The organism is Desulfomarina sp., from assembly GCF_054039375.1.
Window position 1 is genome coordinate 1 of record NZ_JBPLBA010000199.1, and the last position, 16,660, is coordinate 16,660.

The window sequence follows — 16,660 nt, forward strand, 5'->3', positions numbered from 1 at the left end:
AAGGACAATTTCAATGATAAAACCCTTTCTAACCGAGCTGTATAATCAGACTGGAGGCAACATGGAACAACAGGTGTCCATGTATGACATAGGCAGAGCCATTGGCCTTGACAAGGCAGAAGCCGGAGCCACTGCAGAGGAGATAATGATTCAGGGCCTCGCTGAACTCAAGACCCTTTCCGGCGGTATTGCCATCACCCGACAAGGATTGGAGGAACTTGGTATCACTGAAAAAACCACAAATCCTGAAAAGACCGGCCTTGTGCTGGGAGATGGCCCGACTGTTGAAGAATCTGAAAAAAAAGGTATTGCCGACCTGCTGAATGAAATCAGACTTGCCACAGCACAGGGCAACATGGAGTATGAATTACTGGAGGAGATCATTTTTGATATAAAAACTCTTGAAATCCAACTTCTTTCTCCCCGACCTAAAACTGCAGTTATCCGTGAAATCCTTCTAGCTCTCAAGGAACTGATGAAAAAATCAGGAAAAACTGAATTGTCTGAAATACTGAAAACAACCGTTAAATGAGATTTTCCATATGAAAACCATTGGCTTACTCGGGGGCATGAGCTGGGAAAGTACCGCCCATTATTATACACAGCTCAACGAGGGTATTAACCGAAGACTGGGAGGATTCCATTCTGCAGAAATTATCATGGAAAGTGTGGATTTCGCCCCCATTGAACAATTGATGCGAAAAGAAAAATGGCAGCATATTGCCACTCTTCTGGCGCAAGCGGGAAAGAGAATTGAACAGGGAGGCGCCGAATTTCTCCTTTTATGTACAAATACGATGCATAAGGTTGCCCCTGCCATTGAAGAGGCCATTTCAATCCCTTTACTACATATTGCCGACGCCACTGCCATGGCGATTCAAAAGGATCATCTCAGAGTGATCGGCCTCCTGGGCACAAAATTCACCATGGAAGAGGATTTTTACAGGAGAAGGCTCAGTGATACATTCGGCCTTGATATCATCATTCCTTCAGAAGATGAAAGAGAAGAAGTTCACAGGATCATTTTTGAGGAACTCTGCCGTGGAAAGATAATGAAAGAATCAAAGACCAGGTATCATGAAATCATAAATGGCATGCAGCAGCGGGGTGCACAGGGAGTTATTGCCGGCTGTACCGAAATCGGTATGCTCATCAACCGAAAAGACCTGAGCCTGCCATTCTACGATACAACGCGTATCCATGTGGAAAAGGGGATTGATTTTGCCCTTGACACAACTCAACACCAAGCAGAGACCAGCTGAAGAGGAGAGAGAAAAACTTCAACTGATCTCTGCCCGGCCCTACAGTTGAACGACGTCAATTTTCACAGCAAAAATCGCTCCTCCCCTCATTACTCCTGTGACCAGAACGTTTTTCCCCACCAGTTCCTCCAGGTCTGCCCCCCTGAGAAGAAATGTTCCCCTGTTGGTCGTAATTGCAATCCCTTCGTCGGTCTTCAGTACCAGTCCGGAAAACATACTTCTTTCGTGGATAATTATCTGACTGAGAGACCTTCCCATTTCCGGATATGGTGTAGACACAACCTTCTGGGCAATAGCGGAATGCAAAACCAGCAACAATGACAAGAGACCGGCAACTGTAATTTTCTTAATCATCTCTATCCCCCCCCGATGCGGACAACAGGGAACAATCAGAATCCCTGCTGTTAAAACGATTCAACTCAAAGTTGAAACCATAAAAAATGATGCAATCACCATGCCAGATTTTTTTTCGTTAAACCGTAAATGGTTATCAATTGCCCCTGCACAACTCCGAACTGTTTTCTGCCCATTTCTCAGCGAAAAGTGCAATAATTGCACTTTTCGCTTGCTGTTTTTTCCCGGGAACTGTTTCAAATCCAAAGGAAAAAACCTTTTTTCTGCAGACGCGGTTGTTTCAAGACGGTTCCTGTTTCCCTCTTCCATGCTTAGAATAGATGACATATGGCACGACCTTTGCTACTATCTGCAGGTCGAATTATTTTTCTCAGGAAGAGGCGTCGAAGCTCAGGATTCTTCCGACAAAAACATACACAGTGGTAATTATATGAAATAAATCCTGATTACTGAGGATAATCATCCAGCCTGGAGATGTGCCTCCTTTATCAGGTTAGCTAACGGTTAAAAACCATGTGAAATTACACACGGTGAGTTTATGAGATCCAGATATGGAATTACCCAGAAATTATCACTCATTTTCTTTCTGTTTTTTCTTATCTTTTCCGGAACAGTGTACCTGCTTCTTTTCAACGTACAGCATATGGTGCAAACTACCGAGAATATAGTTGAAAAAAACAACAGGATTGACCAGCTGACTGAAATTCTTCTTTCGAGTCTGCTGGATATGGAGGCCAACCACAAGAAACTGAAACTGCTGAAAAAAGAAAAATACTCCCATTTTTTTGAAGAGGCAAAAACCAACTTTGAATCAGCCCTTCAGCAGGCAATAGCACTCCAGGCTCCAGGCACCGGAACAGGGAGAATCTGGGAAGATTTTATTTACAGTTATTTTCGGCATAAAAGTGGATTATGGGATCAGAAATCAAGACCTCCTCCCGGTCTGAAATTCGTATCAGACCAGGTTGTCACCATGTGGATTGATCGAATAACCCGGATAAAAAGGCAGAACCAGCGGGAAATTGATCTTGCTCTTCTCGATCTGAATGAACAGAGCAGAAAAAGCGCAAGAAACGGGCTTTATGGTTTCTTCGTTTCCATAATTGTTGGTGTTCTTGGTCTTTTCTTTATTTCAAGATCCATTTTTACTCCCCTGAAAACATTAACAGAGGAACTCAAAAGACTCTCCATTGACAAAGTCTACAAGCCCATTTCCCTGAAAGGTGGCAATGAATTCCAGGAACTTGCCGACGCATATAATAATATGAGCCGCCAGCTCTATGAAGAAGAAAATATTCGTAACGAATTTATCGCAAGCCTCAGTCATGAAATACGAACCCCGTTGTCTTCAATCCATGAATCAGTCAACATGATAATCGAGGAAGTTTTTGGGCCGATGAATCCCAAACAGCTCAAATTTTTGAAAATCGCCAGCATTGAAATCGAAAGAATTAAACGGTTGCTGAATCACCTGCTCAATGTTTCCATACTCGAAGCTGATCCGACCACAAAAACTTTTACCACACTCGACTGCAGAAAACTTATCCACAGTGGGTTTTATTCCTTTGCTTCTCTGGCTGAGAAAAAGAAAATCAATCTCTGTATTCATGCTGATAACGATATACCTCCCCTGCACGGGGTCCGGGAAGAACTGCAACAGGTATTTGTCAATATCATCGGTAATGCCATTAAATATTCTCCAGAAAACAGTACAGTCACGGTTAGAGCCAAGCGAACAAAAAAAATGATTCGTTTTAGTGTTTCAGATAATGGGCCCGGAATTCCTGAAGAAGAAATGTCTCTTATTTTCACCAGGTACTACAGAACTGAAAATGTCAGAAACCACCAGGACGGAGTTGGACTCGGCCTCTCCATCTCAAGGAAAATCGTCGCTGACTACGGAGGAACCCTCAGCGTTAAAAATAACGAAAAAACGGGATGCACCTTTACTTTCGCACTGCCACTGAAACGAAAACCTTAACTTTTTCCATTGTATTTCCAGGAGGTTACTATCAATGACGTTTTCCCCCGGACGATCAACATCCAGGCTTTGCTTTTTTCTTCTCATAACTCAACTTCTTAGCGGTTGTCATACTCTGCCCATCACAAATCTTGTGCAAAAGAATGAAAAACAGACCTATACCAAAGCGGAGATTCTCTTTTTAAACGGCAGTTTCAAAGATGCCCAAAGTGAATATGAAAATTTGCTTGCTGCCGCGTCTACCGCCAGAGATTACCAGATTGCCCTGTATGGCCTTGCCTGCAGTCAACTGATCCAGGCCGAAAATGATACAGAACTGCTCAAAGCCATTGGCAACCTGCAGAAATGGGATGCCCTTAAAGGAGGTGAGCCCTTCGTTGAAAATTACCATATGCTGATCCTTGCCCTGAAACAGCAGGGAGATCTTATTCGCCAGAAAAATACTATCCAGGCTCTCCATGATAAAAACAAGAATATACTCATCAGAAGTCAGAAAAAAAAGATTGCCCAGATGGCTGGAATAGTCAAAAAACTCCAGAACCAGATCGAAGAGCTTGAAAAAATAGACCAAACGTTTCAGGAAAAGAGAAAACCGTTATGAATGACCTCAAGCACGTCCTTATAGTTGATGACGACACTAATATTCTTGAAGTACTTGACGCACGACTCACTGCGTCTGGTTTTATTGTTTTTCAGGCTACCAATGGTTTCTCCGCCCTCAATATTCTTGAAAAACAGAAAATAGACATCCTTGTTTCCGACATGAAAATGCCGGAAATGAGCGGCATGGATCTTCTGACCGAAACCAGCAAACTGCACCCCCGACTGCCAATAATATTTCTCACCGCCTATGGAACTATTCCCGATGCGGTCAAGGCCGTCAGGGCCGGAGCAATTGACTATATCGCCAAGCCCTTTGACGGCAAGGAACTTGTCAAAAAAATCAACACCATTCTCTCCATTTCCCCCGCAGGCCGGGAAAACAGAAATGATGGTAGTCATGATTTTGTCTGGGGGAAGAGCAAAGTTATGGCTGAGCTCAAAGAACTACTGGAAAAAGTAGCCTCCAGCAATGCAAATGTTCTGATCCTCGGAGAAAGCGGAGTCGGCAAGGAGTGTATTGCCAAACAGCTCCATACCCTCAGCCCCCGCAAAGATAAACCCTACATGGTTGTCGACTGCGGTTCAACTCCCCCCGGCATTCTCGAAAGTGAACTTTTTGGCCATCTCAAGGGTTCTTTTACCCATGCCATTCAGGATAAAAAGGGACTCATAGAGGCGGCAAACGAGGGGAGTCTCTTTCTCGATGAAATCGGGAATATTTCTGCCGAAATGCAGAGCCGCCTTCTGCGGTTCCTGGAAGAGAGAAAAATCCGTCAGGTTGGTGCCATAAAGGAAAAAGAAATTGACTGTCGAGTTATAGCCGCGACCAATGCAGACCTGAATGAAGCCATTGAGCAGGGGAAATTCAGAAGTGATCTCTACTATCGCCTGAAAGTCGTAACAATTCAAATACCTCCCCTTCGTGACAGACGTGAAGATATTCCGGAGCTAGTGCATCACTTTCTCCACAACTACGTCCAGAGTAATAATCTGAAAGACATAGAGCTCCCCGATTCAACCCTTTCTTGGCTTACCGGCCTGCCCTGGAAGGGCAATGTAAGAGAACTGAAAAATTCCCTGGAAACGGCAATTATTCTCTGCAAAAACAACATCATTACCCCGCAAGACTTCCAACTTGAAATTATTTTTGAAAACAGTGGGGAAAACAGTCAGCCTGAATCGGCATTTTCCATAAAACAAAGCGAGAAAGAAGCCATCATCCGGGCCCTGAAACAGACAGGAGGGGTCAAAAAAGATGCTGCCGAACTTCTGGGTATCAGCCGCAGAGCAATTCAATACAAATCAAAAAAATACAATATTGATGCCTCGGAATTCAAGAAACAACGCGTCTCGAAGTAATCAAATCAATGTCTTCACCCTGAGATAAAAAAATCACCAACAGCCACCCGCGTAACTCCTGCCAGGGACAGCAATTATGATCTATAACCTCCAGACCAGTATTATTGACTTGTGCCTGTCCATAGTTGGTCTTTTTGCCCGATATCTGCGTTGCCCGAAAAATTTTATCCTCGGAGGTAAGCGTAGACTCCGATATCAAATATATGGTTGCGGTAAAATTTTCCGTGCGTCTTGATCTCGAACAAAAATCCTTATTTCTGGACAGACACCAACTTAAGCGACGAAGCCCATTCTGTCCTTAAGTTCACGGCATTGACCTCTTGACTGTAATTGCTCACAGGTGCAGGAAATCAATACACGGGGAGGCTATACCTGCCATCCGGAAGAGTGTGAAACTGAACCATCCCTGGCAATAACAAAACACTCGCAGTGAGGCTGAGAGTTGATAAAATGGACCCCGGCCTTCGGTTCCAGGACAAAAACCGAAGTAGACAGCGCATCGGCGTCCATCACCGTTGGTGCCATAACGGTAACACTTGTCGAGAGCTGGGGAGACAGCCCTGTACGGCTGTCAATGATATGGTGAAAGAGTTTTTCCCGGTCATAATATATTTCATAGTTGCCCGAGGTAGCTATTGCACCGTCTTTCATGGTGATAATATCGGGATACTCCCTGGTTTTCTCGGGATCCTGCACAGCAACAGTCCATGGTCGACCTTTTGCTGCACTACCGCTTGTTCGGATGTCTCCCCCCCCATTTATCAGGTGATTGCCTATTCCATTTTTCCGCAGAACATCCGATGCCCTGTCCACAATATAACCTTTAGCAATCCCATCGAGGGTAATGGACATATCGCTGTCAGTGAACTCGATTCTGCCGGAGTGGAACTTAAGTTTTTCGGTCCCCACCAGTTTCAATGCCGCTTCTATCCGGGCACTGTCGGGAGTCCTGCCTTCTGCAAAAGCCTCTTTATACAAGTCAATCAACGGATTGACAGTTATATCAAAAGCGCCTGCTGTCTCCCGATGAAAATAGAGTGAACGGGCGATCAACTCAAGAACTTCCTCCGGAGCACCTTCCAGCTTGCCGGTACTGTTTAACTGGCCAACGGGTGAACCTGCATCAAATTTGGTCAGGAGGCTGCTCAGCCGGTCAATCTCTTCAAAAGCAAGACCAATAGCATGCTCCGCCTCATCCCTTGAGGAATGAATGGCGGTCATGGCAACAAAGGTACCCATGGTAAGGCGGGTTTTGGTCACCTTATATTCTTTTTTATTGAAAAGAAAAGCTTCCGCACTCTCAGTCGGCAGCAAAGCGGCGGATGCGGCCCCGAGGCCAAGAAGGCCGGAAAGCTTCAAAAACGATCTTCTTTTCTGATCAATTTGGGTCTCTGTCTTTTTCATATCAGTTTCCATTCTTTAAGTATGCGAAAATCAACTGCAGAAAAGATTGGCGCAGTGGGGATTTTCATTGCTTAGCGTTTTTCTTGTTTTGTGTTTTCCCTGCCCCGGGGCTTTTTTCTTCAGCCCGCCATCTTCAGGCCATCATCCTTATTTCTGGAAATTGCCCGGGGCCCTTCATAATGCCTGAAAATATCACGAGGACACTTGGTAACACAGGCGGTTTCACATGATTCCCCATATTCTATACATGCCTTGTGATCAATATTGATAAGCCCATCCTCATAGGTAACCGCGTCAGCAGGACAGGCCTTCACACACATCTTACACCCAATGCAGCCCACCTGACAAACCTGTTTTACATTTTTCCCGAGATCCCTGGTTGAGCAGGGAACAAAAACCCGCGCTTTCAGGGTCTGCAGTTCAATAATATTTTTAGGACAGGTCTTTACACAGACACCACAACTGACACATTTGTCAGGATTGACCACTGGAAAATTTTCCACCATTTCAATGGCATCAAAGGGACATGCCTCTGCGCATTCCCCAAGACCGATGCAGGCATAATTACACGCTGACGGACCGCCGAAAGAAAGGTTTGCCGCAGTACACGAGGCAAATCCATAGTACTCATGTTTGTGACTGACACGCCCTTCAACCCTTGAACAGCGAACGAGAGCAATCTGATCCTCGACTGCCACCAGTTTCTTGCCGGTCAGTTCAGCCACCCGCTGGGCCACCTTTTCTTTTCCGGGAAAACAGAGATTGGGTGGAACATCGGGATCATTGACTACCGCAATAGCATAGCCCTCGCAACCAGGATAACCGCAGCCACCGCACTGGGCGAGCGGCAGGGACTCAACAACCTCTTCAATAAGCGGATTGACTTCCACTGCAAATTTATGTGCGGCAATGGCCAGCCCGATACCAAAAAAGAGCCCGATACAACCAAGCAGAACCAGACCACCTAACGCAATTTTAATTAATGCCGGATCCATAATCAATTTTTCTCACTTTAAGTCCATTAAATACAATAAATACCCGCCAGATGGACGGATCAGAATATCTGCAGTCCAGAAAAACCTAAGAATGCCATGGCGAACTGTCCAGCCACAATAAAGGCAATGGGCAGTCCTTTGAAAGTTGGCGGTATATTGGCAAGCTGCATACGCTCACTGACTGAACTCATTAAATAGAGTGCCAGCAGAAAACCACCCCCCGCACCCAGTGACAGCATGAGTGTTTCCAGAATATTATAATTGTTATTAGCCAGAATGAGAGGAACAGCAATAATTACACAGTTGGCAATAACAAGAACCAGGTACACTCCAAAAGAGTTGAACAGAATAGGATTAACCTTTCTGAGAATTGTATCAACCGCCTGAACCGTCAGAGAAACAAGACCGATAAAAACAAGAATCTGCAGAAAATTCAGATTAAACGGCACCAGAATAAACTGGTAGAAAAACCAGCTCATGACAGCCGAAGCGACCATCACAAGGGTAAAAACGACACCCATTCCTTTGGCTGTACTCTTCCTCTTTGATGTTCCAAAGAAAACACAGAGACCAAGATATTTGGTGAACACGAAGTTATTGATGAGCAGTGCCGAAATGAGGATGGAAAAAAGGTAACCGAAATAGGATTTGCTCACCTTGAAACTTACCAGATCTTTCCCTGGAATACCGAAAATTGTGACAACATGAGTTTTGACCATATTCAGGGGTTCAGTAAAGCGGAGGGAAACCGACCTGCCATCCGGTCCGGCTGTTGCCGACTCCACTGTCAATCTGATATCAGGATCCGGCTCTTCAAACACAGTGTACCTGGACGTATCCTCCAGAATTGCCTTGTCAACCTCCACTGAAAAGGTGACCTTTATTTCATTGTCATCTCCGAAACTCTGCCCCGAAATGAAATCACCACTCCAGGCCAGCATCGGCGCAAGAATGAAAACCAGGGTGGCCAATATAAAAATATGTTTTTTATATGAAATCATTATTTTAACCCTTTTGATCGTTTGTAATAGATTTCAATCCAGTTAAAAAAGGCCATCATCAACCCAACCACGAAAAAACCGGCACTGGGGAGGATGAAAAAGAGCAACGGTTTAAAACCGAGTACATCATAGCCGAAAATGGCACCGGACCCGAGCAGTTCTCTGACAAAACCGATCACAACCATACCCACCATAAAGCCGACCCCCATGCCGAGACCATCCCAGAACGAATCGGAAACACTCTCCTTGCAGGCAAACATCTCAAGACGCATGGTAATAATGGCAAACGCCACGATGAGTTTAACAAAAATACCCATTTTGGCATATGCTTCGGGCAGGGTCGCTGCCAGAACCAGATCAATGACCGTCACCCAGGTAGCAATGGTGAGGGTATAGGTAGGAATCCTGATTCTCGGATGAATTACGTTTTTAAAGAGTGAGATGGTTACACTGGAAAAAACCTGAACAAAGAGCACGGCAATCCCCAGCATTATCCCGTTCATCACTGTGGTTGAGATCCCCACGGCAGGACACATGGACAGTGCCAGCCGAAAAATGGGATTCTCACTGAGAATACCGTTTGCAACAAGCTGCATACTTGATTTATCGTTTGCCACGTCGTTTTCCTCTCTTATCTTTTTCTCTAAAAGGGCACATCAAGCTGCTGTTCCTTCAGCACTTTATCAAGAATACCCACCCGGTAGGCAAATTTCCGGACGATAGCCTTGACGCCATTACTCACAGATCTTGAAGAAATGGTTGCACCGGTAAGGGCATATATATCCTTATCCTGATATTTTTGGCGGATCTTGAGAATCTCCTCCTGCCCCACTTTTCCTTCCAGGGCGGCACGATACTCATCGGGCAGAGGTTCCTTGACCACACCTATCTTTTTCAGCGCTTCAAAAGGTTTACCCATAAACTGATTTTTAAAATAATCCTGTTCAATTTCGGCACCAAGACCCGGATCTTCCTCATGCTCGAGGATCTCCATGCCCAACATGCCAAACCGGGGGTCGAGAGCCAGCATGACACTGATAAAGGTCTTAAATCCCGGGAACTTTCCACTGAGCAGATAGGCTATTCTCTTACCGTTGTCGGTCACAATAATAGTCTGATCTGCAAAATGTACATCAAAACCTGTGCCGGCCGCTCCTGCCACAGCCCTGTTTCTGGACTCCGCTTCCAGGGCTTCAGCTTCAGTCAATTTCACCTTTCTTGTTTCAAGGACCCGTCCGTCAAGATCAATGTTCACGTAATAGAAGTCACCTTCGTCATGTCCTGCAGGTACCAGGTAAGCGATTGACTGCTTTCCCCGTCCCGAAACAATATAGCGGTATATTTCATGCATGGATACAGAATCGGGCACCTTCATATCACCCCTGTAACCGAGCAATTCATACATCACCTGCTGTTCCTTGACATGCTCATTGTGCTTTTTGGCATTACTGGTGAAGATAAAGGTCAGCCCAATAACAGTTGCGGCAAGAAGACAGGAGACTGTCAACCGCATGACAATTGTAATTATATCTTTCATTCTGCACCTCCCTTGGGTGGAGCAAAACGTTTCGGCTTAAACCAGCCGTCCAGCACTGTACTCAAAGGGTTCATCAAGAGAATGGCGTAACATATCCCTTCCGGATAACCACCTTTTAAACGAATCAAAACTGTCAGACCGCCAATACAGATCCCGAAAATCACCTGGGCTGTCTTCGTGGTGGGGGAAGTTACATAATCCGTAGCCATATAGATGGAACCAAGAATAGCACCACCGGTCACCAGGGCAAGCAGCGGGTCTCCACTGAAATAAGTCTCTCCACCGAAAATCCAGGTCAGAAGAGCAATAGTCCCCAGGATTGAAACCGGGATATGATACGTTATATATTTTTTGTAGAGCAGATAACCGCCACCGAGCAGCAGGAGAAAGCCGGAGGTTTCACCGATACAGCCCGGACGCCATCCCAGGAAAAAACTGGAATAAAGGGATGATCCTGATCCAAATGCCTCGGTAAAGGCAGCCATGCCATGCTCCTTCATGACTGCCAGCGGTGTTGCCGTGGAAACGGCGTCAACAGGAACGCCAAGGTATGAAAAAACGGCCATGTCATGGATTGGCGGCAACCAGGCTGAAGTCATGGCAACCGGGAACGAGGCGAGCAGAAACGCACGCCCAAGCAGTGCCGGATTAAAAAAATTGTAGCCGATGCCACCCAGGAGATGTTTGCCGATATAGATGGCAAAAACTGCCGCCAGAATCGGCAGAAGGGGGGAAACCCCGGGAGGGATGACAAAGGCAAGCAGCATCCCTGTCAACACGGCACTTCCATCCTTTATGGTCACCCTTCTTCCCAGGGCCTTCTGGCTTACAGCTTCCACAATGACGCAACTGACAACAGAGACAGCCGTTATGAAAAGCGTTTGAATACCGAAAACAAAGAGTGACAGAATCAGTGGCGGCACAAGGCAGGCCACAACAGTCCACATAATTTTTTCTACCGATTCACTGCTCCTGAGATGGGGCGATACGGAAACTTTCCATAACCCCATCATCGCAGCAGGCCGGTCTTCTGACGCTTGCTGTTTGATGACGATTCTCCTTCAACCTCAAAATTAATGCATTAGCAAATCGTACGGCTTACCCGTCCGATTTTCCAGGGCCGAAACTTTATGTTTTCTGCCCTGCCTACCCTCTCTTCGCCTTCATTTTTGCCAGACGAATAAACTGCACCAGTGGCCGCTTCGCTGGACAGACATAGGCGCAGGAGCCACATTCAAAACAATCAAAAACACCAAACGGTTCTGTATCCTCTGCCCGGTTGGCCTCCACATAAATACCGATTTCCTTCGGCTCCAGTCCCATGGGACAGGCATCAAGACACCAGCCGCACCTGATACACTGGGAGTGGGGACTGGTATCAATCTCATCTTCTCTCAAAAACAGAATGGCCGAACTCGTTTTCGTTATTGGAATATCAAGGCTTGATACGGCAAACCCCATCATTGGACCGCCCATGATAATTTTTGTCAGCCCGGGCTCAAGCCCACCGAGATAGTCGACAATATCCCTGATTTTTGTACCGACCCTGACAAGGAGATTCGCCTGCCTGTGAATACCTTTTCCGGCAACGGTCACAACCTTTTCATAGAGCGGTTTCCCGTACGCGACACCATCATAAATAGCCCTGGCCGTGGAAACATTCTGAACAACCACACCGACCGCTGAAGGCAGGGCCATGGACGGAACCTTTCTCCCGGTAACAGCCTCAATCAGCTGCTTCTCAGATCCCTGGGGATACTTGACCTGAAGCGTCCTCACCCTGATGGAACAATCCTCCGAAGAAGCAGCCTCTGCCACTTTGCCCATAACTTGAATGGCATCGGGCTTATTGGCCTCGATTCCAATATGACATTCAGAAATACCGAGAATTTTTAGAATAATCTTTGCACCTTCAACTACAGCTTCGGCATGCTCGAGCATTTGACGATGGTCGGAGGTGATATATGGCTCACACTCCGCCCCGTTGAGCAAAAGGACATCAACTGGAGAATCAGGTGGAGGACTCAGTTTCACATGGGTTGGGAAACCGGCCCCTCCAACTCCAATAATCCCTGCATCATGTACTTTTTTCAGCAGCTCTTTTCCACTGAGCTCCTGGTAATCCTGCAGGTCATATTTTTTTGGCTCCGCGTCATGATCCACAGTAACTGTAATAGAAGGCACACTCACGCGCATGGGGTGTGCTGACATACCAATGGCCTTCACCTTGCCGGTTACCGGAGAATGGAGCGGAACCCCCAGACCCTTTTTCACCTCTCCAATCAGACCAGCCTCTTCTACTGCTTCCCGTCTGGCAACTGTTGGCGTACAGGGTGCGCCGATATGTTGACCGAGAACGATCTCCAGCTCGTCCGGTATCGGCATCATCTCAATGGCCAGCCCCGAAGTCTGTTCCTTAAATTCCGGCGGATGTGTACCGCCTTTCGAAAATGTCAGCATAGGTTCTGTATTTGGTTTTTCTCTTGTTATCCGAAAGCCCCACGGCAGAAAATTCTTTACCGCTGTCGGCATTCAGAACGAATAGTCTGTAACCTGCCTTCCCTTTCGCGCCAGGAGGTTAAGAGTAATTGCTCACAGGTACCCCTGTGATAAGTTACGGTTAAGACAATCCTGCATAATATTTCATAAACTGAATCCGCTCAAATAGTGCCGGGTCATCCACTTCTTTATAACTGAGTCTGCCCCTGAAATCGTCCAGCGAATCAAAGGATTTTTCATCCATCCATTTCTCAAGTCCTTCCAGCATTTTCCTGATCTGACCGGCCCCGTTATTATACAGTGTCGAAACAACCTGTACTGCCGCTGCTCCGGCAAGAAGCTGTTTAACCAGTCCCTCATGATCATGAACCCCGGTCGAAGCCGCAAGATCTTTTTCTATTCTTCCAGACATCAACGCAATCCAGCGGAGAGAAGTGCTGATTTCATCCGGATTGCTCAGGACATTTGAAGATTTCAGCGAAATCTGGTCGATATCAATATCGGGCATATAAAACCGGTTAAAAAGCACCAGACCTGAAACCTTTTCATGCCAGCTTAACCTGGCAATAAAATTGGCCAGCGATGCTGAAAAGTGACTGATTTTCAATGCTGTTGGCAGGGCAACTTTCTCTCCAACCCTGTCAATAATTTCAAAAAACCGCTTTTCACTTGCCTCACCGGTCAACCTCGGGTCACTGGGCAGAATCGAGATATTCAATTCCAGAGCATCGGCTCCCGCTTCTTCCATCTGCCCCGCAAAGGCAACCCACTCGTCTCCGGAGATACAGTGAACTGACCCTATAACGGGAATGTCAACCGCCTTTTTCACATCATGGATCAGGTCAAGATATTCCTGTATTTCACTGGAGCGGGTATATTCCCTGACATAATCGGTTGCTCCCGGGTAGTCAGTATTATAACTGTCAAGATTGCTGGAAAATTCCGCCTGTATCTGTTCCTCAAAGAGAGATTTCAGAACAACAGCAGCAGCACCATTATCGGCCAGTTCCTTTATCTTGTCGACAGAATGAGTCAACCCGCAACTACCGACAATAACGGGATTCTTCAATTCCAATCCAAGATACTTTGTTGAAAGATTCTTCATATCGCCTGATTCACTCTCCCATGAATGGATTAAGGTAATAGCCAAAATACAAAAATATTCGTGTTGTGCATTTTGTGCGCTAACTAAACAAGCTAGACCTGCCAACAAGACGATTCGACCAAAAATGAATAGCTGAATTTACCCCTACAATCAAGAACTTTTTTCTCGAAAAAAGGAATAACTTATTTATGGTTACAACTAACAACATATATATTGTCCGGTTGCCGGGTTTTAATATGTCGATTTTGTTCACACATTTCAGACACTGACAAAAATTCAACTATTTGTGCGAATTATTTATTGTAATTTTTTTTAAAACAAACATATACTCTATTCCCTATTTCTCAAAACTACTTTACCTTTTCCTTAACAGTTTTGTCCAGTCCGGTTTTCAAGCAGACTTTTTTTCCACTTCGCTTCTCTGCTGCTCAATACTTCTAAAGCCCACCTAACACCACTATATTTCGTGTTGACAAATAAATAAACCACTATATATTGACAAAACATATTCCGGCACACCTGATATCAGGTGTCATAAGAGGGAACCCGGTGAAAATCCGGGACTGTCCCGCAGCGGTAATTGAAAACGACCACCATCATCAGCACTGGGAAAAAACCCGGGAAGCGATGGTCAGTAGGCCGATAATGCAGTCCAGCTGCCTTACAATTGTTCATAAGTCCGAAGACCTGCCGAAATATTTACACCTGAATCCTGATCACCAACAACAGTCAGCCCGGCTGAAATTCAAGGGTGATCAGAAAACCATTACCACCTTCGAGGAAAGGAGTAATTCATGTCACTTGCAGCAATCCATGCGGAATCACGCTCTGTCGCCTTCACAGCCATCAGGAAACGCAATCAACAACTTGTGCCTTTCGAAGCCCGGAAAATAACGACTGCCATCTGCAAGGCGGGACTGGCAACCGGTGAATTTGACGAAGGTGAAGCCAGACGCCTGACCATTCGCGTTCTCAACCTTGCCCACAATTTCTACTCTCACCAGATTCCTGAAGTTGAGGAAATCCAGGACCTGGTGGAAGAAGTTCTTATTTCCTCTCCCTATAAAAAAACAGCGAAAGCCTACATCCTTTACAGGGACAGACAGGCCCGCCTCCGGGAAATGGTGGAACAGGCTGATATACGGCTCATCGACAATTACCTCGACCGTCTCGACTGGCAGGTGGAAGAAAATTCAAACATGGCCTACTCTCTCCAGGGACTTAACAATTATATTGCCAATGAAACCAGCAAGACTTACTGGCTCAGTCGAATCTACCCGCCTGAAGTAAAAAAAGCCCATGAAGAAGGAGATATCCATATTCACGACCTGGGCCTGCTTTCCGTCTACTGCGTGGGCTGGGATCTGCAGGACCTGCTGCTCAACGGTTTCCGCGGTGTACCAGGCAAGGCCGAATCGGCACCGGCGAGACATTTTCGCAGTGCTCTCGGTCAGATTGTCAATTTCTTCTATACCCTGCAGGGCGAAGCTGCCGGTGCCCAGGCATTCTCCTCCTTTGACACCCTGCTGGCACCCTTCGTCAGGGAGGACAAACTCTCGCCCAAGGAGGTCAGGCAGGCCATCCAGGAATTTATTTTCAACCTCAACGTGCCGACACGGGTCGGTTTCCAGACACCATTCACCAATCTTACCATGGACCTGCAGCCCCCATCCACCCTGCGCGATCAGCCGGTTATCATTGGTGGTGAATACCGGAAAAACAGTTATGGTGAATACCGGAAAGAAATGAGTATGATCAACGAGGCCTTTCTGGAAATCATGGCCGAAGGGGACGCAAAATCACGGGTTTTCACATTCCCCATTCCCACCTATAATATTGTTGACGATTTTGACTGGGAAAACAGAAAGTTAGATCGACTCTGGAAAGTAACGGCCCGTTACGGCATTCCCTATTTTGCCAATTTTATCAACTCCGATCTCTCTGCTGACGATGCCCGCTCCATGTGCTGCCGACTTCGCCTTGACACCAGGCAACTGAAAAAAAGGGGTGGTGGACTGTTCGGCGCCAACCCCCTGACCGGCTCCATCGGAGTGGTCACTATCAATCTGGCTGCCCTGGGCTGCAGTTGCCATAACAGGGATTCTTTTTTTTCGGGTCTGTCCCGGAAAATGGACATAGCCCGTACAAGCCTTGAACTTAAAAGAAAAATTCTTGAACGCTATACAGCCAAAGGTCTCTATCCATATACCAGGTATTATCTGAGGGATGTAAAAAAACGATTCGGGAAATTCTGGGAAAACCATTTTTCCACCATCGGTATCATCGGCGCCAACGAGGCCTGCCTCAACCTGCTTGGCGTCACCATCGGCGAGGAAACCGGTCGACAGTTCGGCATGGAAATTCTCGATTTCATGCGGGACAGACTGCAGAAATTCCAGGAAGAAACGGGTAACCTCTATAACCTTGAGGCCACACCTGCGGAAGGAACCGGCTTCAGACTGGCAAAACTGGATGCCGCAAGATTCCCGAAAATGATCAACAGTCTCCATGTCGGAACCGGAACCGCGGTACCGATCTACACCAATTCCACCCAGCTTCC

General features: G+C 46.3%; 15 protein-coding genes and 1 riboswitch. Of the genes, 6 read left to right on the forward strand and 9 right to left on the reverse strand.

Annotated elements, in window-relative coordinates; genetic code table 11:
• On the forward strand, positions 1–532 hold a 532-nt coding region (locus ACXLDX_RS11440), incomplete at its 5' end, for a hypothetical protein (RefSeq protein ID WP_457577315.1).
• A 10-nt stretch (positions 533–542) separates the two neighbouring features.
• Positions 543–1,262 carry an aspartate/glutamate racemase family protein gene (locus ACXLDX_RS11445; protein ID WP_457577316.1) on the forward strand — a complete coding sequence of 240 codons (720 nt, stop codon included), beginning with the start codon at positions 543–545 and terminating at the stop codon, positions 1,260–1,262.
• 39 nt (positions 1,263–1,301) lie between these two features.
• Here the strand turns inward: ACXLDX_RS11445 and ACXLDX_RS11450 are convergent, their stop codons facing one another.
• Positions 1,302–1,616: a hypothetical protein gene (locus ACXLDX_RS11450; protein ID WP_457577317.1), complete on the reverse strand. Its 315-nt coding sequence runs from the start codon at positions 1,614–1,616 to the stop codon at positions 1,302–1,304.
• A gap of 538 nt (positions 1,617–2,154) precedes the next feature.
• On the opposite strand from ACXLDX_RS11450, the gene ACXLDX_RS11455 reads away from it, so the two are divergent.
• The 3 genes from ACXLDX_RS11455 to ACXLDX_RS11465 are packed head-to-tail and all read left to right on the forward strand — an operon-like array spanning position 2,155 to position 5,559.
• Complete coding sequence (locus tag ACXLDX_RS11455; RefSeq protein ID WP_457577318.1) at positions 2,155–3,597, forward strand: sensor histidine kinase; 1,443 nt, start codon at positions 2,155–2,157, stop codon at positions 3,595–3,597.
• A gap of 34 nt (positions 3,598–3,631) precedes the next feature.
• The gene (locus ACXLDX_RS11460; RefSeq protein WP_457577319.1) at positions 3,632–4,198 is read left to right on the forward strand and encodes an outer membrane protein assembly factor BamD; all 567 of its coding nucleotides are present in this window, start codon (positions 3,632–3,634) and stop codon (positions 4,196–4,198) included.
• Complete coding sequence (locus ACXLDX_RS11465; protein WP_457577320.1) at positions 4,195–5,559, forward strand: sigma-54-dependent transcriptional regulator; 1,365 nt, start codon at positions 4,195–4,197, stop codon at positions 5,557–5,559. Before ACXLDX_RS11460 ends, ACXLDX_RS11465 begins: the two co-directional genes overlap by 4 nt.
• Before the next feature lie 366 nt (positions 5,560–5,925).
• On the opposite strand, the gene ACXLDX_RS11470 is transcribed toward ACXLDX_RS11465, so the two are convergent.
• From ACXLDX_RS11470 to ACXLDX_RS11505, 8 genes are all read right to left on the reverse strand, one after another.
• Positions 5,926–6,963, reverse strand: a complete 1,038-nt coding sequence (locus ACXLDX_RS11470) for an FAD:protein FMN transferase (RefSeq protein WP_457577321.1) — start codon at positions 6,961–6,963, stop codon at positions 5,926–5,928.
• A gap of 119 nt (positions 6,964–7,082) precedes the next feature.
• Positions 7,083–7,958: an RnfABCDGE type electron transport complex subunit B gene (gene rnfB / locus ACXLDX_RS11475; protein WP_457577322.1), complete on the reverse strand. Its 876-nt coding sequence runs from the start codon at positions 7,956–7,958 to the stop codon at positions 7,083–7,085.
• 59 nt (positions 7,959–8,017) lie between these two features.
• Positions 8,018–8,959, reverse strand: a complete 942-nt coding sequence (locus tag ACXLDX_RS11480; RefSeq protein WP_457577323.1) for an electron transport complex protein RnfA — start codon at positions 8,957–8,959, stop codon at positions 8,018–8,020.
• A complete protein-coding gene (gene rsxE / locus ACXLDX_RS11485; RefSeq protein ID WP_457577324.1) occupies positions 8,959–9,576 on the reverse strand; it encodes an electron transport complex subunit RsxE in 618 nt (205 codons plus the stop codon). The genes ACXLDX_RS11480 and rsxE overlap by 1 nt, the downstream gene beginning before the upstream one ends.
• A 26-nt stretch (positions 9,577–9,602) precedes the next feature.
• The gene (locus tag ACXLDX_RS11490) at positions 9,603–10,496 is read right to left on the reverse strand and encodes an FMN-binding protein (protein WP_457577325.1); all 894 of its coding nucleotides are present in this window, start codon (positions 10,494–10,496) and stop codon (positions 9,603–9,605) included.
• Complete coding sequence (locus ACXLDX_RS11495) at positions 10,493–11,509, reverse strand: RnfABCDGE type electron transport complex subunit D (protein ID WP_457577326.1); 1,017 nt, start codon at positions 11,507–11,509, stop codon at positions 10,493–10,495. The genes ACXLDX_RS11490 and ACXLDX_RS11495 overlap by 4 nt, the downstream gene beginning before the upstream one ends.
• Before the next feature lie 133 nt (positions 11,510–11,642).
• The gene (gene rsxC / locus ACXLDX_RS11500; protein ID WP_457577327.1) at positions 11,643–12,956 is read right to left on the reverse strand and encodes an electron transport complex subunit RsxC; all 1,314 of its coding nucleotides are present in this window, start codon (positions 12,954–12,956) and stop codon (positions 11,643–11,645) included.
• A 160-nt stretch (positions 12,957–13,116) separates the two neighbouring features.
• Entirely contained in the window at positions 13,117–14,100 is a 984-nt protein-coding gene (locus ACXLDX_RS11505; RefSeq protein WP_457577328.1) for a dihydroorotate dehydrogenase-like protein, read from the reverse strand.
• Between the two features lie 494 nt (positions 14,101–14,594).
• A riboswitch (cobalamin riboswitch) is annotated at positions 14,595–14,809 on the forward strand.
• A gap of 85 nt (positions 14,810–14,894) precedes the next feature.
• On the opposite strand from ACXLDX_RS11505, the gene ACXLDX_RS11510 reads away from it, so the two are divergent.
• Positions 14,895–16,660: ribonucleoside triphosphate reductase (locus tag ACXLDX_RS11510; protein WP_457577329.1), on the forward strand; the 1,766-nt coding region annotated here is incomplete at its 3' end.